Annotated in this window: 24 protein-coding genes and 1 other RNA gene; 17 read left to right on the top strand and 8 right to left on the bottom strand. The window is 62.2% G+C overall.

Features of this window, described 5'->3' with window-relative positions:
- The first annotated feature begins 22 nt into the window (after nucleotides 1-22).
- The 10 genes from RFM68_RS11320 (at nucleotide 23) to RFM68_RS11275 (ending at nucleotide 11,700) form a co-directional block, all read left to right on the top strand.
- The gene (locus tag RFM68_RS11320) at nucleotides 23-409 is read left to right on the top strand and encodes an ectoine synthase (RefSeq protein ID WP_320232977.1); all 387 of its coding nucleotides are present in this window, start codon (nucleotides 23-25) and stop codon (nucleotides 407-409) included.
- A 414-nt stretch (nucleotides 410-823) separates the two neighbouring features.
- Nucleotides 824-1,726, top strand: a complete 903-nt coding sequence (locus tag RFM68_RS11315) for a branched-chain amino acid ABC transporter permease (protein ID WP_320232975.1) — start codon at nucleotides 824-826, stop codon at nucleotides 1,724-1,726.
- Between the two features lie 5 nt (nucleotides 1,727-1,731).
- On the top strand, nucleotides 1,732-3,354 hold the full coding sequence (livM, locus tag RFM68_RS11310; protein ID WP_320232973.1) for a high-affinity branched-chain amino acid ABC transporter permease LivM: 1,623 nt from the start codon (nucleotides 1,732-1,734) through the stop codon (nucleotides 3,352-3,354).
- Nucleotides 3,354-4,751 (top strand): ATP-binding cassette domain-containing protein, encoded by a 1,398-nt coding sequence (locus tag RFM68_RS11305; protein WP_320232971.1) that lies wholly within the window; start codon nucleotides 3,354-3,356, stop codon nucleotides 4,749-4,751. Before livM ends, RFM68_RS11305 begins: the two co-directional genes overlap by 1 nt.
- Nucleotides 4,751-5,479 carry an ABC transporter ATP-binding protein gene (locus tag RFM68_RS11300; RefSeq protein WP_320232969.1) on the top strand — a complete coding sequence of 243 codons (729 nt, stop codon included), beginning with the start codon at nucleotides 4,751-4,753 and terminating at the stop codon, nucleotides 5,477-5,479. The genes RFM68_RS11305 and RFM68_RS11300 overlap by 1 nt, the downstream gene beginning before the upstream one ends.
- A 15-nt stretch (nucleotides 5,480-5,494) precedes the next feature.
- Nucleotides 5,495-5,842 (top strand): DUF6867 family protein, encoded by a 348-nt coding sequence (locus RFM68_RS11295; RefSeq protein WP_320232967.1) that lies wholly within the window; start codon nucleotides 5,495-5,497, stop codon nucleotides 5,840-5,842.
- Between the two features lie 136 nt (nucleotides 5,843-5,978).
- Complete coding sequence (locus RFM68_RS11290) at nucleotides 5,979-7,097, top strand: branched-chain amino acid ABC transporter substrate-binding protein (RefSeq protein WP_320232965.1); 1,119 nt, start codon at nucleotides 5,979-5,981, stop codon at nucleotides 7,095-7,097.
- A gap of 262 nt (nucleotides 7,098-7,359) precedes the next feature.
- On the top strand, nucleotides 7,360-10,818 hold the full coding sequence (pyc, locus tag RFM68_RS11285) for a pyruvate carboxylase (protein ID WP_320232963.1): 3,459 nt from the start codon (nucleotides 7,360-7,362) through the stop codon (nucleotides 10,816-10,818).
- Nucleotides 10,819-10,970: 152 nt separating this feature from the next.
- A complete protein-coding gene (locus RFM68_RS11280; RefSeq protein WP_320232961.1) occupies nucleotides 10,971-11,231 on the top strand; it encodes a DUF2312 domain-containing protein in 261 nt (86 codons plus the stop codon).
- A gap of 22 nt (nucleotides 11,232-11,253) precedes the next feature.
- Entirely contained in the window at nucleotides 11,254-11,700 is a 447-nt protein-coding gene (locus RFM68_RS11275; protein WP_320232959.1) for a hypothetical protein, read from the top strand.
- 35 nt (nucleotides 11,701-11,735) lie between these two features.
- On the opposite strand, the gene RFM68_RS11270 is transcribed toward RFM68_RS11275, so the two are convergent.
- A complete protein-coding gene (locus RFM68_RS11270; RefSeq protein ID WP_320232957.1) occupies nucleotides 11,736-12,245 on the bottom strand; it encodes an arsenate reductase ArsC in 510 nt (169 codons plus the stop codon).
- A gap of 164 nt (nucleotides 12,246-12,409) precedes the next feature.
- Between RFM68_RS11270 and RFM68_RS11265 the strand changes: the two genes are divergently transcribed.
- The gene (locus tag RFM68_RS11265; protein ID WP_320232955.1) at nucleotides 12,410-12,739 is read left to right on the top strand and encodes a hypothetical protein; all 330 of its coding nucleotides are present in this window, start codon (nucleotides 12,410-12,412) and stop codon (nucleotides 12,737-12,739) included.
- 120 nt (nucleotides 12,740-12,859) lie between these two features.
- Here the strand turns inward: RFM68_RS11265 and msrB are convergent, their stop codons facing one another.
- The 6 genes from msrB to RFM68_RS11235 all read right to left on the bottom strand — a co-directional run bounded on the left by msrB (nucleotide 12,860) and on the right by RFM68_RS11235 (nucleotide 16,638).
- Entirely contained in the window at nucleotides 12,860-13,264 is a 405-nt protein-coding gene (gene msrB / locus RFM68_RS11260) for a peptide-methionine (R)-S-oxide reductase MsrB (RefSeq protein WP_320232953.1), read from the bottom strand.
- A gap of 126 nt (nucleotides 13,265-13,390) precedes the next feature.
- Nucleotides 13,391-14,581, bottom strand: coding sequence for a vWA domain-containing protein (locus RFM68_RS11255; RefSeq protein WP_320232951.1), 1,191 nt, complete (start codon nucleotides 14,579-14,581; stop codon nucleotides 13,391-13,393).
- 10 nt (nucleotides 14,582-14,591) lie between these two features.
- Nucleotides 14,592-14,996, bottom strand: a complete 405-nt coding sequence (locus RFM68_RS11250) for a type II toxin-antitoxin system HicB family antitoxin (RefSeq protein ID WP_320232949.1) — start codon at nucleotides 14,994-14,996, stop codon at nucleotides 14,592-14,594.
- An 11-nt stretch (nucleotides 14,997-15,007) separates the two neighbouring features.
- Nucleotides 15,008-15,202 (bottom strand): type II toxin-antitoxin system HicA family toxin, encoded by a 195-nt coding sequence (locus tag RFM68_RS11245; protein ID WP_320232947.1) that lies wholly within the window; start codon nucleotides 15,200-15,202, stop codon nucleotides 15,008-15,010.
- A gap of 62 nt (nucleotides 15,203-15,264) precedes the next feature.
- Nucleotides 15,265-15,711 (bottom strand): GNAT family N-acetyltransferase, encoded by a 447-nt coding sequence (locus RFM68_RS11240; protein WP_320232945.1) that lies wholly within the window; start codon nucleotides 15,709-15,711, stop codon nucleotides 15,265-15,267.
- A gap of 87 nt (nucleotides 15,712-15,798) precedes the next feature.
- Nucleotides 15,799-16,638 (bottom strand): AAA family ATPase, encoded by an 840-nt coding sequence (locus RFM68_RS11235; RefSeq protein ID WP_320232943.1) that lies wholly within the window; start codon nucleotides 16,636-16,638, stop codon nucleotides 15,799-15,801.
- 139 nt (nucleotides 16,639-16,777) lie between these two features.
- Here RFM68_RS11235 and ssrS point away from each other — a divergent pair.
- Both ssrS and RFM68_RS11225 read left to right on the top strand, forming a co-directional pair.
- Nucleotides 16,778-16,933: non-coding RNA, 6S RNA (ssrS, locus tag RFM68_RS11230), on the top strand.
- Nucleotides 16,934-17,015: 82 nt separating this feature from the next.
- Nucleotides 17,016-17,600, top strand: a complete 585-nt coding sequence (locus RFM68_RS11225) for a 5-formyltetrahydrofolate cyclo-ligase (RefSeq protein ID WP_320232941.1) — start codon at nucleotides 17,016-17,018, stop codon at nucleotides 17,598-17,600.
- A 23-nt stretch (nucleotides 17,601-17,623) separates the two neighbouring features.
- Here RFM68_RS11225 and RFM68_RS11220 read toward each other — a convergent pair whose 3' ends face one another.
- Nucleotides 17,624-17,785: a hypothetical protein gene (locus RFM68_RS11220; protein WP_320232939.1), complete on the bottom strand. Its 162-nt coding sequence runs from the start codon at nucleotides 17,783-17,785 to the stop codon at nucleotides 17,624-17,626.
- Here RFM68_RS11220 and RFM68_RS11215 point away from each other — a divergent pair.
- From RFM68_RS11215 to RFM68_RS11200, 4 genes are all read left to right on the top strand, one after another.
- Nucleotides 17,784-18,299, top strand: coding sequence for a DUF3592 domain-containing protein (locus RFM68_RS11215; protein ID WP_320232937.1), 516 nt, complete (start codon nucleotides 17,784-17,786; stop codon nucleotides 18,297-18,299). The two genes, RFM68_RS11220 and RFM68_RS11215, sit on opposite strands and share 2 nt — an antisense overlap.
- An 83-nt stretch (nucleotides 18,300-18,382) precedes the next feature.
- Nucleotides 18,383-18,661: a BrnT family toxin gene (locus RFM68_RS11210; protein WP_320232935.1), complete on the top strand. Its 279-nt coding sequence runs from the start codon at nucleotides 18,383-18,385 to the stop codon at nucleotides 18,659-18,661.
- Nucleotides 18,642-18,968 carry a helix-turn-helix domain-containing protein gene (locus tag RFM68_RS11205; RefSeq protein WP_320232933.1) on the top strand — a complete coding sequence of 109 codons (327 nt, stop codon included), beginning with the start codon at nucleotides 18,642-18,644 and terminating at the stop codon, nucleotides 18,966-18,968. Before RFM68_RS11210 ends, RFM68_RS11205 begins: the two co-directional genes overlap by 20 nt.
- Complete coding sequence (locus RFM68_RS11200; protein WP_320232931.1) at nucleotides 18,965-19,789, top strand: TIGR00282 family metallophosphoesterase; 825 nt, start codon at nucleotides 18,965-18,967, stop codon at nucleotides 19,787-19,789. The genes RFM68_RS11205 and RFM68_RS11200 overlap by 4 nt, the downstream gene beginning before the upstream one ends.
- The last annotated feature ends 23 nt before the right edge of the window (nucleotides 19,790-19,812 follow it).

Raw genomic sequence — 19,812 nt, 5'->3', positions numbered from 1 at the left:
CTACTTTCGTGGAAAGGCGACAATGTTCACCAGACAATTGGCAGATGTAGAAAAAACTGACTTCTTCGTCGACTGGGGCAATGGCACCAGCCATCGGCTGCTGACACAACGCGACGGGATGGGCTTTACGGTGTGTCACACGGTGGTGCGCGCGGGCAGCGAGTCGCGACTGCAATACCGGAGGCATCTGGAGGCCTGCTACTGCATTTCGGGCAGCGGCGAGGTCGAGGACATGACCGGCGCCGTCCACCGCGTCGAACCGGGAACGATCTATGTGCTCGATGCCCATGACGATCATTTCCTGCGCGCCGACAGCGCCAGCGACATGGTGCTGGTGAGCGTCTTCAATCCACCGCTCAAAGGGACTGAGAAGCACAGTCTCAGCGGAGAAGGAGGCTCTGCTTACTGAGACTTCGCTTCAAGGCTTTCTATTTCGGCGAGGCTACTCCCCACCAAAGGCGCCTCGCCGTCACATAGCCGTCATACGCGGCAGAATGCTGACCCTGGGGAATGCGCGGCGCCCAAAACGAAGTGCCTCGATTCATGCAAGGATTCTTCTCATCAACTTATTTTGACGCCGATTCCTTCGACAGGAGGCTCGTCATGGGGTTGAATCGTCAAAGACATTGCGTTGTGCCAATGGTAGGGTCCCGGATAGTCCAGGGGTCGGGTGCGAAAAAACGGGCAATCGGGCGGCGTGCTTCCAAACCACGCAAGGCGATTGAAAAATCACGTTGCAATCCGGGCTCGAAACTTTACGACTAGGGGAAATACGAAAAGGAATGCGTCCGCAAAGGCGACATTCCAGGGGAGCCGCATAAATATGCAGTACTTCGTCCAGCAGCTTATAAACGGGCTGACGTTGGGATCGATCTATGGCCTGATCGCGATCGGCTATACGATGGTCTACGGCATCATCGGCATGATCAATTTCGCCCATGGCGACATTTTCATGGTTGGCGCCTTCACCGCGCTCATCGTCTTCCTGATGCTCGGCGCGTTGTTCTATTCGGTGCCGGTGGTGGTGGCGCTTCTGATCATGATGATCGTGGCGATGCTTCTTACCAGCCTCTACAACTGGACGATCGAGAAGGTGGCCTACCGGCCGCTGCGCGGCTCGTTCCGGCTGGCACCGCTGATCACCGCCATCGGCATGTCGATCGCGCTCTCCAACTTCGTGCAGGTCACGCAAGGGCCGCGCAACAAGCCGATCCCGCCGATGGTCAGCCAGGTCTACACGATCGACGGCATCAGCATCTCGCTGAAGCAGATCATCATCGTGCTTGTGACGGCGGCACTGCTGGCGGTCTTCTGGTACCTCGTCAACAGAACGGCGCTTGGCCGCGCCCAGCGTGCCTGCGAGCAGGACCGCAAGATGGCCGCGCTGCTCGGCATCGATGTCGACCGCACCATCTCCATCACCTTCATCATGGGCGCAGCACTTGCCGCGGTCGCCGGCACGCTGTTCCTGATGTATTACGGCGTCGTGGTGTTCTCGGACGGCTTCGTGCCGGGCGTGAAGGCCTTCACGGCGGCAGTGCTGGGCGGCATCGGCTCGCTGCCCGGCGCCGTGCTCGGCGGGCTCTTGATCGGCTTCATCGAGAGCATGTGGTCGGCCTATTTCTCGATCGACTACAAGGACGTCGCCGCCTTCTCGATCCTGGCGATCGTGCTGATCTTCCTTCCCTCCGGCATCCTGGGCCGGCCTGAAGTCGAAAAGGTCTGATCCTCATGGCCGCTACCGTGTCTTCGGAGCGCGACACCGTCGCTACTCCCATCCAGCGCGCTTTTCGTGAGGCGCTCTATGCCGGCGCCATCTCGCTTGGCCTGTTCGTGCTGTTCATCGGTCTCAGGACCGACCAGAACATCAGCAACGAGCTCATCCTCGTGCAGCGCTGGGGCTTGCTTGCCCTTGTGGTGATAGGCACCGCCGTCGGCCGGTTCCTCTACCTCGCTTATGCCGTGCCGTTCATGGCGCGTCGAAAAGTCGCCAAAGTCGGCGCGGGCAACCTGGCGACGCGCTTCTTCAGGCTTCCGTATTTCATTGCCGCCGTTGTCATAGCAGCCGCTGTGTTGCTTTTGAATTTGACCGACTCGCTTGACGGTCTGCTGGGACCGTTCCTTGCCGATTTTGCCCGGTTCCTGCGGGGGCTGGCCATAATCTACGCTTTGGCCTCACTGCTGTTTTACTTCCGCAGGTTCATTGGAGCCCACTCTTCCGTATTGGGTATCGCCGCATTGCTGCTCTATCCAGTTGTTGTCGTGCTGGTTGTCGCGGCGTTGCACCGGTCATGGACGGCCGGTTTCCAAGGGTCGTTGCTTCTGGTCGACAATTTCGGCATCCAGATCCTGATCTATGTGATGCTGGCCTGGGGGCTCAACATCGTCGTCGGTCTGGCCGGCCTGCTCGATCTCGGCTACGTCGCCTTCTACGCCGTCGGCGCCTATGCCTACGCGTTGCTCGGCACGCATTTCGGCCTGTCATTCTGGATCCTGTTGCCGGCCGCCGGCTGCATGGCCGCCTTCTGGGGCGTGATGCTCGGCTTCCCGGTGCTCAGGCTGCGCGGCGACTATCTGGCGATCGTTACCCTGGCCTTCGGCGAGATCATCCGTCTCGTGCTGATAAACTGGCGCGACGTCACCAACGGCTCGGCGGGTGTCTCGGGCATCCCGAAGGTCAGCTTTTTCGGCATCATGTCATTCAACGTCTCCGACCCGAATTACATCAGCAAAGTGCTGGGCATTGCCCAGTCGGGCGCTTACTACAAGATCTTCCTCTATTATCTTATTGTTGGACTCTGTCTTCTGACCGCCTTTGTAACCATCAGGCTTCGTCGCCTGCCGGTCGGCCGCGCCTGGGAGGCGCTGCGTGAGGACGAGATCGCCTGCCGCTCGCTCGGCATCAACACCACCACCACCAAGCTGACGGCGTTTGCCACCGGCGCCATGTTCGGTGGCTTTGCCGGTGCCTTCTTCGCCGCTCGGCAAGGCTTCGTCAGCCCCGAATCCTTCGTCTTCCTGGAATCGGCAATCGTCCTTGCCATCGTAGTGCTCGGCGGCATGGGTTCACTCGCCGGCATTGCCATCGCGGCGATGGTGATGATCGGCGGAACCGAAATCCTGCGAGAGCTGGATTTTCTCAAAACCGGAATGAAATGGGGTGACGTCACAATCATCCCCGGCCTCGGTCCCGATTTCACCCCTGAACTCTACCGGATGCTGCTCTTCGGGATGGCCATGGTCATCGTCATGCTGTGGAAGCCGCGGGGCTTCGTCGGCAGCCGGGAGCCGACAGCCTTCCTCAAGGAACGACGAGCGGTCTCGGGCTCCTTCACCAAGGAGGGCCACGGCTGATGAGCGCGACCCCTTCCTCGAGCGATTTCATCCTGCAGGTCGAGCATCTGTCGATGAAGTTCGGTGGCCTGGTCGCTATCGGTGACCTGTCGTTCCAGGCCAGGCGCGGCGAGATCACCGCGCTGATCGGGCCGAACGGCGCCGGCAAGACGACCGTGTTCAACTGCATCACCGGCTTCTACAAGCCTACCGAGGGCATGATCACGCTCAACAAACGTGACGGCGCGACCCATCTGCTCGAACGCCTGCCCAACCACGAGATCCCGGCGCGCGCCAACGTGGCGCGCACCTTCCAGAACATCCGCCTGTTCTCGGGTATGACGCTGCTGGAGAACCTTTTGGTCGCGCAGCACAACAAGCTGATGAAGGCCTCGGGCTATACCTTCCTCGGCCTGTTCGGCTTCCCGAGCTACCGCCAGGCCTCGGCTGAATCGATCGAGCTCGCCAGGCACTGGCTGAGGAAGGCCGACCTCGTCGAGCGTGCCGACGATCCGGCCGGCGACCTGCCCTATGGCGCGCAGCGGCGGCTGGAAATCGCGCGCGCCATGTGCACGGAGCCGGAACTTCTGTGCCTCGACGAACCGGCCGCCGGCCTCAATCCGAAGGAATCGGCGGCGCTCAACGAGCTGTTGATGGGCATCAAGAGCACCGGTACCTCGATCCTGCTCATCGAGCATGACATGTCGGTGGTGATGCAGATATCCGACCATGTCGTGGTGCTCGAATACGGCCGCAAGATCTCCGACGGCAACCCGCAGTCGGTCAGGACGGATCCGCGCGTCATCGCCGCCTATCTCGGCGTCGACGACGAGGAGGTCGAGACGGTGCTGACCGAAGTCGGCGACGAAGATGTCATCGAGCAGCTCGATACGGGCCCCGATTCCGCGCATGGCCCCGGCAATTCCGCTTCGATGATGGCGGGGCCGGTTTCCGATTCCGTCGAACATGCGGATGAGGGCGAGCGGGTCACGGTGTCGAAAGGCGCTTCCAAAGCGGCGCAGGTCGACGCGCGCGCCGCATCGGTAGCCAGCAAGCCGGTTGCGGTGCCAGCGACAAAGTTGGCTGCCGCGAAAAGCAAGCCGGTGGCAAAGAAGGCAACCGGCAGGGCGCCGGCGAAAGCCGAGGGCATCTCCAATCGCCTCGACGCGCCGCGCGGCGGCAAGGCGGATAGCCTGATCCGCATCAAGGGCATCGGCCCGGTCAATGAGAGGAAGTTGAACGAGCACGGCATCTTCCATTTCGACCAGATCGCCGCCTGGAAGAAGGCCGACGTCGAAGCCGCGGAGGCCTATCTCGCCTTTGACGGACGCATCGCGCGCGAGGACTGGATCGGCCAGGCGAAGGCGCTGGCGAAGGAAGTGGCGGCCAAGCCCGCGACGCGTGGAGGGCGTAAATAATGGCCGGCGCAAACCTGCTCGACATCAAGGGCGTCGAGACCTATTACGGCAACATCCGGGCGTTAAACGGCGTCAACGTCAGCGTCAACCAGGGTGAGATCGTGGCGCTTATCGGCGCCAACGGCGCCGGCAAGTCGACATTGATGATGACCATTTTCGGCGCGCCGCGCGCCCGCACCGGCACGATCACTTTCGCCGGCACCGACATCACCCAGATGCCGACGCATGAGATCGCTCGGATGCGCATCGCCCAGTCGCCGGAAGGACGCCGAATCTTTCCGCGCATGACGGTGATGGAAAACCTGCAGATGGGCGCCAGCCTCGACAACCTCAAGCACTATGACGAGGACGTCGAGAAGGTATTCGCGCTGTTTCCGCGGCTGAAGGAGCGCGTCGCCCAGCGCGGCGGCACGCTGTCGGGCGGTGAGCAGCAGATGCTGTCGATCGGGCGCGCGCTGATGGCGCGGCCAAAGCTGCTTCTGCTCGATGAGCCGTCGCTCGGTCTCGCGCCGCTGATCGTCAAGCAGATCTTCGACGCCATCCGCGAACTGAACCGCGCGCAAGGGCTGACCGTGTTCCTGGTCGAGCAGAACGCCTTCGGCGCGCTCAAGCTCGCCACGCGCGGCTATGTCATGGTCAACGGCAATGTGACGATGAGCGGCACCGGCAAGGAACTGCTCGCCAATCCGGAAGTGCGCGCCGCCTATCTCGAGGGCGGACATCACTAAGAGGAGTTCTTCATCATGCAAGGCGTTCTCTACGAAGAAGCCTCGATCTGGCAGTTCCTGTTCGTCACCGGCCTGCTCGGCGGCGGGGCCGCTTGGATGACCGGCAAAGCCGTGGCCCAGACCTGGGGTAGCCACGTCCGCCTGTTCCTTTACATGCTGGGCCTGGGCATCGGCATAAGGTTTATCCATCATGCCTTGTTCCTGGGCACGATGTTCTCGCTGCACTACTATATCGTCGACACCATCGTGCTGATGATATTCGGCTTCCTCGGCTATCAATACACGCGCACCAACCAAATGGTCACGCAGTATAATTGGCTCTACGAAAGAGCTTCCTTATTGAGCTGGAAGCCGAAAGGTTGACGTTCACCATTACGCCGTTTCGGGGATGAATCGGCGTGACAAGTGCCTGAAAATCGGCATTCTATGCTTTCTGCGATAAGGGTGGGCATCGCATGAAAGTATCATCCACGCCCACTCCGTAAATGGGAGCGTTTCAATGAAAAAATCACTCTTGTCCGCCGTTGCGCTGACCGCGTTCGTCGCGTTCAGCGGCAGCGCGTGGGCCGCTGACATCCTGATCGGCGTCGCCGGTCCGATCACCGGCCCGAACGCCGCGTTCGGCGCACAGTTGCAGAAGGGCGCGGAACAGGCGATCGCCGACATCAACGCGGCGGGCGGTGTCAATGGCCAGCAGCTCAAGCTCGAGATCGGCGACGACGTCTCCGATCCCAAGCAGGGTATCTCGGTCGCCAACAAGTTCGTCGCCGACGGCGTCAAGTTTGTCGACGGCCACTTCAACTCCGGCGTCTCGATCCCGGCCTCGGAAGTCTACCAGGAAAACGGCATCCTCGAAATCACGCCTGCCGCGACCAATCCGAAGTTCACCGAGCGCGGCATGTGGAACACCTTCCGTACCTGCGGTCGCGACGACCAGCAGGGCAAGGTGGCGGGCGACTATATCGCCAAGAACTTCAAGGACGCCAAGATCGCCATCATCCATGACAAGACGCCTTACGGCCAGGGCCTCGCTGACGAGACCAAGAAGAATCTGAACGCCAACGGCATCACGGAAGTGATGTATGAAGGCGTCAATGTCGGCGACAAGGACTTCTCCGCCCTCATCGCCAAAATGAAGGAAAACGGGGTCACGCTCATCTACTGGGGCGGCCTGCACACCGAGGCCGGCCTGATCATCCGTCAGTCGGCCGACCAGGGCCTGAAGGCACCGCTGTTCTCGGGCGACGGCATCGTCTCCAACGAACTGGCCTCGATCGCCGGCGACGCCGTCGCCGGTACGCTCAACACCTTCGCTCCGGATCCGCGCAAGAATCCGGCCGCCAAGGAAGTCGTGGAGAAGTTCCGCGCCGCGGGCTTCGAGCCGGAAGCCTACACGCTCTACTCCTACGCCGCTGTGCAGATCATCGCCCAGGCCATCACCAAGACCGGCTCGGCCGACGACGCACAGAAGGTCGCTGAGACCATCCGGGCCAACACCTGGAAGACGGCCATCGGCGACATCGGCTATGACGCCAAGGGCGACATCACCCGTCCGGACTACGTCATCTACGAATGGAAGAAGGGCGACGACGGCAAGTATAGCTACTTCGAGAAATAAGCCGGCAAACTCAAGCCGACTTTGAACGGATGCCCGGCGCTTGCGCCGGGCATTTTCGTTTGGATGGACAGGTGGGGCCGGCGCTTGCCTAACAGAGGTCCGAGCAGCGGACCTCCATGCCATGAAGACCGAATCTTGTCGCTTTGGCGCAAACGAGCGATTTAAATCGTTTTAGCTGTCGCGCAAATTCGTTTGCACTGCAGCATTTTCACGCTAATCATTGCGCCGGTTCAACGTCCCTTTCGCTGCTGGAGCCCAGTCCTTGGCAATCACGAAGATCCTCGTCGCCAACCGGTCAGAAATCGCCATCCGCGTGTTTCGCGCGGCCAACGAGCTTGGCCTCAAAACCGTGGCGATCTGGGCGGAGGAGGATAAATATTCGCTGCACCGGTTCAAGGCCGACGAGAGCTATCAGGTCGGGCGCGGTCCGCATCTCGGCAAAGATATGGGGCCGATCGAGAGCTACCTGTCGATCGAGGAGGTGATCCGTGTCGCCAGGCTGTCGGGCGCCGACGCCATCCATCCGGGCTACGGCCTGCTCTCGGAAAGCCCTGAATTCGCCGAGGCCTGCGCCGAGGCCGGCATCACCTTCATCGGCCCGAAGCCGGAAACGATGCGCAGGCTGGGCAACAAGGTCGCCGCGCGCAACCTGGCGATCGAGGTCGGCGTGCCGGTGGTGCCGGCAACCGATCCGCTGCCGGACGACATGGATGCGGTGAAGAAGCTCGCCGCGCAAATAGGCTACCCGGTGATGCTCAAGGCCTCGTGGGGCGGCGGCGGCCGCGGCATGCGCGCCATCCGCGCCGAGGCTGACCTCGCGCGCGAGGTGATGGAAGGCAAGCGCGAGGCCAAGGCGGCCTTCGGCAAGGACGAGGTCTATCTCGAAAAGCTGATCGAGCGCGCCCGCCATGTCGAGGTCCAGGTGCTCGGCGACACGCACCGCAACGCGGTGCATCTGTTCGAGCGCGACTGCTCGATCCAGCGCCGCAACCAGAAGGTCGTGGAGCGCGCGCCGGCGCCGTATCTCGGCGAGGAGCTGCGCCAGGAGCTTTGCGGCTATGCGCTCAAGATCGCGCGCGAGACGAGCTATATCGGCGCCGGCACGGTCGAATTCCTGCAGGACGCAGACACCGGCAAGTTCTACTTCATCGAGGTCAATCCGCGCATCCAGGTCGAACACACCGTTACCGAGCAGGTGACCGGCATCGACATCGTCAAGGCGCAGATCCATATCCTCGACGGCTTCGCCATCGGCACGAAGCAATCGGGCGTGCCGGCGCAGAAGGACATCAGGCTCAACGGCCACGCGCTCCAGTGCCGCATCACCACCGAGGATCCGGAGCACAATTTCATCCCGGACTATGGCCGGATCACCGCTTATCGCGAGGCCGCCGGCTTCGGCATCCGGCTTGACGGCGGCACTGCCTATTCGGGCGCGGTCATCACCCGCTTCTACGATCCGCTGCTCGAAAAGGTGACAGCCTGGGCGCCGACGCCCGGCGAGGCGATTTCGCGCATGAACCGGGCGCTGCGCGAGTTCCGCATCCGTGGCGTGGCGACCAACCTCACCTTCCTCGAAGCGATCATCAATCATCCGCGCTTCGCCGATAATTCCTACACAACCAGATTCATCGACACGACGCCGGAGCTGTTCGAGCAGGTGAAGCGGCAGGATCGCGCCACCAAGCTGCTCAACTATCTGGCCGATGTGAGCGTCAACGGGCACCCCGAGACACGCGGCCGGCCAATGCCGAAGGCGAATGCGGCGGCTCCCGTCGTGCCTTACCTCAACGGGCATATTCCCGAGGGCAGCAAGCAGAGGCTCGACGCGCTGGGTCCCGAGAAATTCGCGGCCTGGATGCGGGAGCAGCGCCAGGTGCTGGTCACCGACACGACGATGCGCGACGGCCACCAGTCGCTGCTCGCCACGCGCATGCGCACGCATGACATTGTCAGCATCGCCGGCACCTATGCACGCGCGCTGCCGCAGCTCCTGTCGCTGGAATGCTGGGGCGGCGCCACCTTCGACGTCGCCATGCGTTTCCTCACCGAGGACCCTTGGGAGCGGCTGAGCAAAGTGCGCGAGGCGGCGCCCAATCTTCTGCTGCAGATGCTGCTGCGCGGCGCCAACGGCGTCGGCTACACCAATTATCCCGACAATGTCGTCCAGCATTTCGTCCGCCAGGCGGCCAGCGGCGGCGTCGATCTGTTCCGCGTCTTCGACTGCCTGAACTGGGTCGAGAACATGCGCGTCGCCATGGACGCGGTCGGCGCCGAGGGCAAGCTGGTCGAAGCGGCAATGTGCTACACCGGCGACATCCTCGATCTGGCGCGGGCCAAATACGACCTCAAATATTATGTCGGGCTCGCCAAGGAGTTGGAGGGCGCCGGGGCGCATATCATCGCCGTGAAGGACATGGCCGGGCTGCTGAAGCCGAGTGCGGCGCGCGTGCTGTTCAAGGCGCTGCGCGAGGCGACCGACCTGCCGATCCACTTCCATACGCACGACACGTCGGGCCTGTCGGCGGCGACGGTGCTGGCGGCGGTCGAAAGCGGCGCCGATGCCATCGATGCGGCAATGGATTCCTTCTCCGGCAACACCTCGCAGCCCTGCCTCGGCTCGATCGTCGAGGCGCTGAAGGGCACCGAGCGCGACCCCGGTCTCGACCCGCAATGGATCCGCCGCATTTCCTTCTATTGGGAAGCGGTGCGCAACCAGTACGCCGCCTTCGAGAGCGATCTCAAGGGACCGGCCTCGGAAGTCTACCTGCATGAAATGCCGGGCGGCCAGTTCACCAATCTCAAGGAGCAGGCGCGCTCGCTCGGCCTCGAGACGCGCTGGCACGAGGTCGCGCAGGCCTATCACGACGTCAATTTGATGTTCGGCGACATCGTCAAGGTGACGCCGTCATCCAAGGTGGTCGGCGACATGGCGCTGATGATGGTCAGCCAGGATCTGACCGTCGCCGATGTCGAGAACCCGGCCAAGGACATCGCCTTCCCGGACTCGGTCGTGTCGATGCTGCGCGGTGACCTTGGCCAGTCGCCCGGCGGCTGGCCGGCGACGCTGCAGAAGAAGGCGTTGAAGGGCGACAAGCCGATCACCGTGCGGCCGGGCTCGCTGCTGAAAGCAGCCGACCTCAAGGCGAGCCGCAAGGACATCGAGGGCAAGCTCGATCGCAAGCTCTCGGAGTACGAATTCGCATCGTGGCTGATGTATCCGAAGGTGTTCACCGACTTCGCCGCCGCGCAGGAGACATACGGGCCGGTGAGCGTGCTGCCGACGCCGACCTACTTCTACGGCATGAAGTCGGAAGACGAGATCTTCCTCGACATAGAGAAGGGCAAGACCCTGGTGGTTCGCTGCCAGGCGTTTGGAGATGTCGACGACAAGGGCATGGTCACCGTCTTCTTCGAGCTCAACGGCCAGCCGCGCCGCGTCAAGGTGCCGGACAGGGCGCATGGCGCTTCGGCGGCCAAGGCGCGCCGCAAGGCCGAGCCCGGCAATGAGGCGCATGTCGGCGCACCGATGCCGGGGGTGGTGTCGGCGCTTGCCGTGGCATCAGGCCAGGCGGTCAAGGCGGGCGATGTGCTGCTCTCGATCGAAGCGATGAAGATGGAGACCGCGCTGCATGCCGAGCGCGACGGCGAGATCGCCGAGGTGCTGGTCAAGGCCGGCGACCAGATCGATGCGAAGGATCTGCTGATCGCCTTCAAATGATGGCTGGATCGGGATGTTGGATGGGCGGCTGGCAGCAGCCGTCCACAACCGTTCGATAAGTGTCTTGACCCGCCGCGCCCGCTCGGGCAGGGAACCCCCTCCAATTTGCCGTGGCGGGAATCGCCATGGCTTCAGAAGACGCGGAGAGAAAAATGGCCGACGAAATCACCGAGACCAGCCAGACTGTAGCCGCCGGCCAGCTGCGCACCATCATCGAGCGCATCGAGCGGCTCGAGGAAGAGAAGAAGACGATCTCCGACGACATCAAGGATGTCTATGGCGAAGCCAAGGGCACCGGTTTCGACACCAAGGCGATCCGCACCATCGTGCGGCTGCGCAAGAAGGACCAGGCCGAGCGCCAGGAAGAGGAATCCATCCTGGACCTCTACAAGGCCGCTCTCGGCATGGCGTAAGCCTCATGGCCGGAGGCCGGCCATGAGCGAATTCGACTTCGGCGGCCGTCGCGCGTCGGAGTTCCGCCAGCGCGGCTTCTGGGCGCTGTTCGCCGAGCGGCATCCGGAGGAAAGGCCAAGGCTGGCACGACGCGGGCCTTGGTTCTGGCAGCGCGGAATGCCCGAATACGGCCTGGTGCTTTCCATGTATGTCGCGCCCAGCGAGAACGTCGTCGGCGTCTTCTTCGGCCGCAACGAGAAGCTTGGCGCCACGGACGTCTGGACGCGGCTAAGGCCGTTTCAGCCGGCGATCGAGGCAAGGCTGAGGCTCAGGCCGGAACAGAGCGCGCAGAATCTCGGCATCAATTCGCAATGGCGGGTCAACTGCTTTGCCGAGGACAACTGGCCGGCCATGGCCGACTGGCTGGTGACGGAATGTTCGCGCTTCGAAGAAGCCGTTTTCGCCGTGCTGGGGGAAGCCCGGCCGTAAAACTCGATGGCTTCGCCCACGCGGGGGAGTGGCATTCAGTTCGTGCGCGACTGGTCGCGACCGATGTCTTCGAGATGCTGCTGGAGCGCCATTCGATCGAGCGTGTGTATCGGCAGGTTCGTGAACAGGCCGATGCGATTGCTCACCATGCGGTAGGCGTCAGCGAAGGCGAAATGCTGTTCGGCGTCTTTGCCGCCGGCCTTGGAAGGATCCGGCACCGCCCAAAGTGCCGTCATCGGATGGCCGGGCCAGACCGGGCAGCTTTCGTTCGCCGCGCTGTCGCAGAGGGTGAAAACGAAATTCATCTCCGGCGCATCCGGTCCGGAAAATTCGTCCCAGCCTTTCGAGCGGGCGAAGGATGTGTCGTAGTTCAGGCTTTCCAGCAGTTGCAGCGCGTGGGGGTTGACGGTGCCCTTGGGGTTCGCGCCGGCGGAATAAGCCTTGAAGCGGCCGGCACCGATGCGGTTGAGAATGGCTTCGCCCAGGATCGAGCGGGCCGAGTTGGCGTTGCAGAGAAAAAGAACATTGTAGACGTGATCGGCCATTCCGAATCCTCCGTGTCTGCCATGCAAAAGACAGAATGCGATGTGGATCACAGGTCTGTGATGGTACACGTTTTCGCGGCCGATTTCTGCACCCTCGGCATCCGATTTTGCGGTTTCGCCGACGGTTCCGAGACCTTGGCATCCGGTTTTGTGAGGCCAGATTGATGGACAGCCCTTCTCCTGGAGATGGCGGCCATGAAAGCGGCTTCTTCCGCGCGCGCTGGCTGGGGAAGGCTCCGGTCGACCGGCTGTTCTGGCGCGACATGCTGCTGGTCGGGACAATCTTGAGCATCGCCTCTTCGGTGCTGGCGCTGATCCTGCTTGGACTGAAGCTGCCGCTCTGGCTGGTGCTGGCGCTACATTTCCTGCCGGTGCCCTACAGCATCTTCCTGACGATTGCCGTCTGGCGGACGGCCGAGAAGACAGGCGGTCTCAAGGCGCAACTGATGATGCTGGGCTCGGCGCTCTGGCTGATCGCGACGGCCATCGCCTAAATCAAAGAGATAGAGCATGATGTCGCCCCGAAAACCGCTTCGCACTTTTCGGCATCATGTTCTGAGCCCGCATGAAAAAGGGCGGCCGAGGCCGCCCCTTGCGAAGTCATGCGGGATGGGTCAGGCCAAGGGCTCGAAGCGCAGCGCAACGCCGTTGATGCAATAGCGCAGGCCGGTCGGCGGCGGGCCGTCCTCGAAGACATGGCCGAGATGGCTGCCACAGCGCGAGCAATGGCATTCGGTGCGGACCATGCCGTAGCTGCGGTCGACCGTGTTTTCGACCGAGCCGGGAAGCGGATCGTTGAAGCTCGGCCAGCCGGTGCCGCTCTCGAACTTCAGCTTGGATTCGAACAGCGGCTGGTCGCAGCCGACGCAAAAGAAAGTGCCGGCGCGCTTCTCATAGAGCAGGGCGCAGCTGCCGGGACGCTCTGTGCCGTGGTTGCGCATCACGGCATACTGCTCCGGCGTCAGCCGGGCGCGCCATTCGGCGTCGGTGCGGGTGACGGGATAGGCGTGGGTGTCCATAAAATCTCCTCGGCCTTGGCGGCTCGTTGTTGCTTGCAATCCATATTCGCACAAACATAGGCATTTGTTACGGCCATATTCAGGTCAGGCCGGCCTCGCCTGAATCCCGGTCTCCCAGCCAGCAGATCAATGTTTCCGAGAAAGTTGCCTGGTCGCCGCTTCCAGCCCGGCCAATGTCAGCGGGAACATGCGGCCGCCGAATATCTCGCCGATCAACTGGATCGAATGGGTGTAACTCCAGCTCTTCTGGCTTTCAGGGTTGAGCCAGATCGCATTCGGCCATTGCTGCAACAAGCGCGTCAGCCAGACGCTGCCGGCCTCGGGATTCCAGTGCTCGACCGAGCCGCCGGCGTGCGCGATCTCGTAAGGGCTCATCGAGGCATCGCCGACGACGATCACCTTGTAGTCGGGCCCGTATTTGTGGATGAGGTCGAAGGTCGGGATCGTCTCGGCGAGCCGGCGGCGATTGTCCTTCCAGACGCGCTCGTAGAGGCAGTTGTGGAAGTAGAAATATTCGAGCTGCCGGAACTCGGCGCGCGCGGCCGAGAACAGTTCCTCGACGCCGCGGATATGGTCGTCCATCGATCCGCCGACGTCGAAGAACATCAGAAGTTTTACCGCGTTGCGCCGTTCGGGCCGGGTTTTCACGTCGAGATAGCCGTGCTCGGCGGTGGCGTGGATGGTGCCCGGCAGATCGAACTCTTCCTCGGCGCCTTCGCGCACCCAGCGCCGCAGCCGCTTCAGCGCCACCTTGATGTTGCGCGTGCCGAGTTCGACGGTATCGTCGAAGTTCTTGAACTCGCGCTTGTCCCAGACTTTTATCGCGCGGCGATGCCGGTTTTCAGCTTGCCCGATGCGCACGCCTTCCGGGTTATAGCCATAGGCGCCGAAGGGCGAGGTGCCGCCGGTGCCGATCCATTTCGAGCCGCCCTGATGCCGGCCCTTCTGTTCCTCCAGCCGCTTCTTCAAGGTCTCCATCAGCTTGTCGAAGCCGCCAAGAGCCTCGACCAGCTTTTTCTCTTCGTCGGTCAAGTGCTTTTCGGCAAGCCGGCGCAGCCATTCCTCGGGAATGTTGGCGACATCGACGGCATCCGGGCCGCCAAGCGCCTCGATGCCCTTGAAAACATGCGCGAACACCTGGTCGAAGCGGTCGATGTGGCGCTCGTCCTTCACCAGGGCGGCGCGGGCGAGGTAGTAAAAACCCTCGACGTCATAGTCGACGAGCCCGGCTTCCAAGCCTTCCAGCAGCGACAGATATTCCCGCAGCGATACGGGAACCCGCGCGGCCTTCAGTTCGAGGAAGAAGGGGATGAACATAGCTGGATTGCTATCGGTGCCCTTCGATCTTCTCGCGTGCCGCGCTTGCAATGAACGCGGAGCGGGTAAGGCCGCGACGGCCGGCTTCTTCATCTATTGCTGCCAACAGACCCGCATCGAGGGACAGATTGGCTCGGACAGGTCTTCCTGAATCGATCAGCACGGGGATCATCACCGCGGATTCGCCGGCGGTGCTGTCGATCTCGCCCGAGCGCAGCAATTGCGTCATTGTGCGAGGGGCGGGCATCGGCAGTTGCTTTGCTATCCGGGCTGCAGCCCATTCACGCATGGCCGACGTCGCGTCGGCGATCGCTTCCTCGGGATTTGCCCCGCCGCCGTGGCAGCCGGGAAGATCAGGCACCCGCACGCCCCAGACATCGTCGGCTCCGTCGAGTATTCCGACATAATGCGTCATGTGGATCGTCCTCAAATCCATCCGGCAAGTCGAGCGATCGAGCGCGCTACGCCCGGAGACTGTTCGTGATGACGGGGCTCGATGATCATGACTTCCGGCCTTTCCGGATGCTCATACTTTTCATGCTTGCCGCCGCCGACATTCGACCAACCTTCGTGCAGGAGCCTCGCAACAATCTTGCGCGTATTGGCTTCTATCAGCGGCATCGCACTTCTCGTATATGCGCAATATATTGCGCAACCCCGACCATTTCAACTGCTGATCATGATTACAGCAGATCGTACTCGATGAAGCCCGTGCGGCGCGCGACATGATCGTAGAGCCGGCGCGCGGCGGCGTTGGTCTCGTGCGTCATCCAGTATACGTTTTTCACCCCGATCTTGCCTGCTTCATCCTGCACGGCCTTGATCAGCGCCGCGCCCACGCCTTTGCCGCGCACCTCAGGGTCGGCGAACAGGTCCTGCAGGTAGCAGTTGTTTTTTTCGGACCAGCCGGAGCGGTGGTAGAGGTAGTGGGTGAGGCCGACAGCCTTGCCGTCGAGCGTGGCAATGAAACCCTTTGGCTCGAACTCGCCGGCTGTGAACAGCCGCTTCCAGGTGATCGTGTAGACCTCTTCCGGCAGCTTCGTCTCGTAGAAGGTCAGATAGTCGGTCCACAGGCGGCGCCAGTCAGCGTGGTCGGACTGCGCGAGCGGGCGGATGGTGATCTCGGACATTTTTCCTCCAACGGGTTGACCGGAAGCTGCGGCAGAGGCCGCTTACCGGCAACGGTCCACAGACGGGAAAGCGCTATTGCTGCGGACCTAGCCCTGCCGTCTGGCCATGAAGGCCAGCCGCTCGAACAAATGCACGTCCTGCTCGTTCTTCAGCAGCGCACCGTGCAGCTTGGGCAGCATGTTCTTGGCGTCGGCGCGCAAATCGTCAGGCGTGATGTCGTCGGCGACCAAGAGGCGGATCCAGTCGAGCGCCTCGGAGGTCGACGGCTTCTTCTTCAGGCCCGGCACGTCGCGGATCTCGTAGAACTGGGTCAGTGCTGCCCGCACCAGGCTTTGCTTGATGCCGGGATAGTGCACCTCGACGATCCGGTGCAGCGTGTCGATGTCGGGGAAGCGGATATAGTGGAAGAAGCAGCGGCGCAGGAAGGCGTCGGGCAATTCCTTCTCATTGTTCGAGGTGACGATGACGATCGGCCTGAATTCGGCGCGGATCGTTTCGCCGGTCTCGTAGACGAAGAACTCCATCCGGTCGAGCTCCTGCAGGAGGTCGTTCGGGAACTCGATGTCGGCCTTGTCGATCTCGTCGATCAGGAGCACGACCTTCTTGCCCGCCGCGAAAGCATCCCACAGCTTGCCGCGCTTGATGTAATTAGCGATGTCGTTGAAGCGCTCGTCGCCGAGCTGGCTGTCGCGCAGCCGCGAGACCGCGTCATACTCGTAAAGGCCCTGCTGCGCTTTCGTGGTGGACTTGACGTTCCATTCGATGAAATCCAGCCCGAGTGCCGCCGCCACCTGGCGGGCGAGCTCGGTCTTGCCGGTGCCGGGTTCGCCCTTGACCAGCAAGGGTCGCTCCAGCGCGATCGCGGCGTTGACCGCGACCATAAGATCCTTGTCGGCGACATAGGCCGCGGTGCCTTCGAAACGCATTTTTTCTCCTGGCCGTTTTGCGGCGACCGTAAGGAGGCCGCCCGGAGCGCGCAAGGCCGAGATGTCGAGGGTACGAATAACGCTGTGCGCCGTGCCCTTTCACTGGCGCTCGGCTAACCATCGGCCTATATTTGCTCTCGGCGGTCTGCGCTTCCCGGCAGGAGACACTTTTCCCCGGGGCCTTATCGATCCTTAGGGAGCTGTCCCTGGGAAGACCCGTGGGTTTTCTCACACGGCGCCCACCTACTTTGTAGGCACCCGGGATCGACCTCTCCACCGGTTGTGTGGATCGTCACTCTCCCGATTTTGGGAGACTTGCGCTAGAAAACGTCGTTACTGCAATGCCGTTGAACCCTGACCTTTTCTAGCGTCGCAGCATGACCTCTTCAAAAGACCTGAAAAAACAGCTTCGCAAGGATGCGCTGGCGCGCCGCGATGCGCTCGACGAATTCTGGCGTGTCGAGATCGCGCTCGAAATGGCCGAGACCGCGAAGGAGAAAATCGACTTCGAGCCTGGCCGGATCGTCTCGGGCTTCTGGCCGATGCGCTCGGAGGTCGATGTGCGGCCGCTGATGTTCGCATTGCGCGAGAAGGGCGCCAGGCTCTGCCTGCCGGCAATCCTCGACAAGACCACGATCGTCTTTCGCGAACTGGTGCGGGGCGCGCCGATGGTCGAAATGGGGTTCGGCACGGTCGGCCCGCATCCCGAGGCGGAAGTGCTCGACCCAACGCTCATGCTGGTGCCGCTTGCCGCCTTCGATGCCCGCGGCCACCGCATCGGCTATGGCGCCGGCTATTACGACCGGGCGATCGCCAGGCTTGCCGACAAAGGCATCACGCCGAGACTGATCGGCATCGCCTTCGACTGCCAGGAAGTGCCGCTGGTGCCGAACGAAGACCATGATGTCATCATTGCGGAAATACTGACCGAGAGCGGGTTGCGCCGCTTCGATATCGCTTAAAAGCGCGTCGCGCTGAAACGGGTTCAGTCGACGCGCTTTACGTCCTTGTTTGATGCCTGTTGGTTCCCCCAGAACCGCCGCCCACTTTGGGCAACATGCATTTGAACCATCGCGATCCGCTTAACGCGTTTCAAAGACACGTCGGATAACATTCCTGCAATATAGTCCGAGCCCACGGTGGTCATGGTGTTTGTCCTTGCGCGCTATATGCTGATGCCTTTCGTCCTGATCGCGGTGACGCTGTTTGCGATGGCACTGCACATCATCGCAACGTCCCTGCATCACCAGATCGCCTGGCATCAGACGGTCGCCACCGTAACGGATGTCAGTTCCTACAGCGAAACGCATGCGAACGGTCTCATAACGGACGGCATCGATGTCGCCGTCGCCTATGTCGCCAACGACGCGCCGATGACATGGTCCGGCAAGGGTAAGGACATCGGTCTCTACAAAGCGTCCAAAGGCGACAAGGTGGAATTCTACTACGACCCCGCCGATCCATCGAACCTCGATACCGCTGCCATGAAAGGCTGGAGCGGCGGGCTGCTGCTGCTTGCCGTTACCGGCGGGTTCACCGTGTTCTACATCTGGTTCTTCTGGCTGCGCGGACGCAACGCGCCGCCGATGACGCCTTCACCTGTTCGCGTCGCAAGCGCGGGGCAGCCGCATCAACAGCGCGGCACCTTCGGGCGGCGTTAGAGCCGGACCGGTGGGTTGCGCCGGTTCATCGCTTGACGCGCGTGCCTATCCGGCCGATACTACTGAATTCCAGTAGGTCTGGCATGCTTGAATTCGAATGGGACGATGAGAAAGCAGCCGGTAATGTTGCAAAGCATGGCGTGGCATTTTCCGATGCCAGGCGCCTGTTCGATGACATTCACGCGCTGCACTACGTCGACCGCTCCATGGTTTATGAGGAAGAGCGATTCGTCGGCATAGGTATCGTCAATGGCGTGGTGCTGACAGTAGTTTACACCGAGCGTGGCGACCGAATAAGACTGATCTCCGCCAGGAAGGCGACACGCCATGAGCAGAAAGCATATGACGAAGCACGAATCTGAAACCGACTGGGATCGGTTGCGCGCCATGAGCGATGCCGAGGCCGAGGCTGGCGCTGTGGCTGATGCCGACAATCCTCCCGTGAGCGTAGACCGGCTGACACCTGTTACGCGCGTCAAAGTCATCCGTCGTGCCTTGCATCTTACTCAGGAAGAGTTTTCCGGCCGCTACCTCATTCCGCTCGGCACGCTTAGAGACTGGGAGCAAGGCAGGACCGAGCCGGATCAAGCAGCGCAGGCCTATTTGCGCGTCATCGCCGAGGAGCCGGAAACGGTATCGCGGGCCCTCGGAACACGCAGCGCCGCATGAGACTTCTCTTCCTCGGCGACATGGTTGGCAAGACGGGACGCACGGCGGTTTGGGAGCAGCTGCCCGGGCTGATTTCCGACTTCAAGCTCGACTTCGTCATCGTCAATGGCGAGAATGCCGCCGGCGGCTTCGGCATCACCGAAGAGATCTTTCGCGAGACGATCGCGGCGGGCGCGGACGTCGTCACCACCGGCAACCATGTCTGGGACCAGCGCGACGCGCTGATCTTCGCGCCGCGCGAGGAGCGCTTCCTGCGGCCTTCGAATTTTCCCAAGGGCACGCCGGGACGTGGTTCGGGCGTCTACATTGCCCGCAACGGCGCGCGCGTGCTGGTCGCCAACATCATGGGCCGCGTCTTCATGCATCCCGAGCTCGACGATCCGTTCCAGGCCGGCGAGCGGGAGCTGGCCGCTTGTCCGCTTGGCGAGCAGGCCGATGCGGCCGTCGTCGATTTCCATGCCGAGGCAACCTCGGAGAAAATGTGCTTCGCGCATTTCGTCGATGGCCGCGCCAGCCTCGTGGTCGGCACGCACACGCATCAGCCGACCGCCGACCATCAGATTCTCAATGGCGGCACCGCCTATATTTCGGATGCCGGCATGTGCGGCGACTATGATTCCTCGCTCGGCATGGACAAGGAAGAGCCGCTCAACCGCTTCCTGTCGAAGGTGCCGAAGGGCCGCTTCGAAGCGGCGAACGGACCGGCGACCTTGTGCGGCGTCGGCGTCACTATCTCAGACCGCACCGGGCTGGCCGAGAAGATCGCGCCGTTTCGTCGCGGGCCGCGGCTCGAGGAAACGGCGCCGTCCTTCTGGTCGTGACATTGATATGAGCGAGGTCAGTA

The organism is Mesorhizobium montanum, from assembly GCF_033977145.1.
GTDB lineage: Bacteria > Pseudomonadota > Alphaproteobacteria > Rhizobiales > Rhizobiaceae > Mesorhizobium > Mesorhizobium montanum.
This window is presented reverse-complemented; position numbering and strand designations above follow the sequence as displayed.

Excerpts from the sequence above, each read along its gene's own strand:
- RFM68_RS11210 (WP_320232935.1), top strand. The coding sequence starts at position 18,383 with ATGCTTGAATTCGAATGGGACGATGAGAAAGCAGCCGGTAATGTTGCA.
- RFM68_RS11280 (WP_320232961.1), top strand. The coding sequence starts at position 10,971 with ATGGCCGACGAAATCACCGAGACCAGCCAGACTGTAGCCGCCGGCCAG.
- RFM68_RS11250 (WP_320232949.1), bottom strand. The coding sequence starts at position 14,996 with ATGACGCATTATGTCGGAATACTCGACGGAGCCGACGATGTCTGGGGC.
- RFM68_RS11305 (WP_320232971.1), top strand. The coding sequence starts at position 3,354 with ATGAGCGCGACCCCTTCCTCGAGCGATTTCATCCTGCAGGTCGAGCAT.
- RFM68_RS11255 (WP_320232951.1), bottom strand. The coding sequence starts at position 14,581 with ATGTTCATCCCCTTCTTCCTCGAACTGAAGGCCGCGCGGGTTCCCGTA.
- livM (WP_320232973.1), top strand. The coding sequence starts at position 1,732 with ATGGCCGCTACCGTGTCTTCGGAGCGCGACACCGTCGCTACTCCCATC.
- RFM68_RS11225 (WP_320232941.1), top strand. The coding sequence starts at position 17,016 with ATGACCTCTTCAAAAGACCTGAAAAAACAGCTTCGCAAGGATGCGCTG.
- RFM68_RS11275 (WP_320232959.1), top strand. The coding sequence starts at position 11,254 with ATGAGCGAATTCGACTTCGGCGGCCGTCGCGCGTCGGAGTTCCGCCAG.
- RFM68_RS11215 (WP_320232937.1), top strand. The coding sequence starts at position 17,784 with ATGGTGTTTGTCCTTGCGCGCTATATGCTGATGCCTTTCGTCCTGATC.
- RFM68_RS11200 (WP_320232931.1), top strand. The coding sequence starts at position 18,965 with ATGAGACTTCTCTTCCTCGGCGACATGGTTGGCAAGACGGGACGCACG.
- RFM68_RS11235 (WP_320232943.1), bottom strand. The coding sequence starts at position 16,638 with ATGCGTTTCGAAGGCACCGCGGCCTATGTCGCCGACAAGGATCTTATG.
- RFM68_RS11205 (WP_320232933.1), top strand. The coding sequence starts at position 18,642 with ATGACGAAGCACGAATCTGAAACCGACTGGGATCGGTTGCGCGCCATG.
- RFM68_RS11290 (WP_320232965.1), top strand. The coding sequence starts at position 5,979 with ATGAAAAAATCACTCTTGTCCGCCGTTGCGCTGACCGCGTTCGTCGCG.
- RFM68_RS11265 (WP_320232955.1), top strand. The coding sequence starts at position 12,410 with ATGGACAGCCCTTCTCCTGGAGATGGCGGCCATGAAAGCGGCTTCTTC.
- RFM68_RS11270 (WP_320232957.1), bottom strand. The coding sequence starts at position 12,245 with ATGGCCGATCACGTCTACAATGTTCTTTTTCTCTGCAACGCCAACTCG.
- RFM68_RS11295 (WP_320232967.1), top strand. The coding sequence starts at position 5,495 with ATGCAAGGCGTTCTCTACGAAGAAGCCTCGATCTGGCAGTTCCTGTTC.
- RFM68_RS11220 (WP_320232939.1), bottom strand. The coding sequence starts at position 17,785 with ATGACCACCGTGGGCTCGGACTATATTGCAGGAATGTTATCCGACGTG.
- RFM68_RS11240 (WP_320232945.1), bottom strand. The coding sequence starts at position 15,711 with ATGTCCGAGATCACCATCCGCCCGCTCGCGCAGTCCGACCACGCTGAC.
- RFM68_RS11300 (WP_320232969.1), top strand. The coding sequence starts at position 4,751 with ATGGCCGGCGCAAACCTGCTCGACATCAAGGGCGTCGAGACCTATTAC.
- RFM68_RS11315 (WP_320232975.1), top strand. The coding sequence starts at position 824 with ATGCAGTACTTCGTCCAGCAGCTTATAAACGGGCTGACGTTGGGATCG.
- RFM68_RS11320 (WP_320232977.1), top strand. The coding sequence starts at position 23 with ATGTTCACCAGACAATTGGCAGATGTAGAAAAAACTGACTTCTTCGTC.
- RFM68_RS11245 (WP_320232947.1), bottom strand. The coding sequence starts at position 15,202 with ATGCCGCTGATAGAAGCCAATACGCGCAAGATTGTTGCGAGGCTCCTG.
- msrB (WP_320232953.1), bottom strand. The coding sequence starts at position 13,264 with ATGGACACCCACGCCTATCCCGTCACCCGCACCGACGCCGAATGGCGC.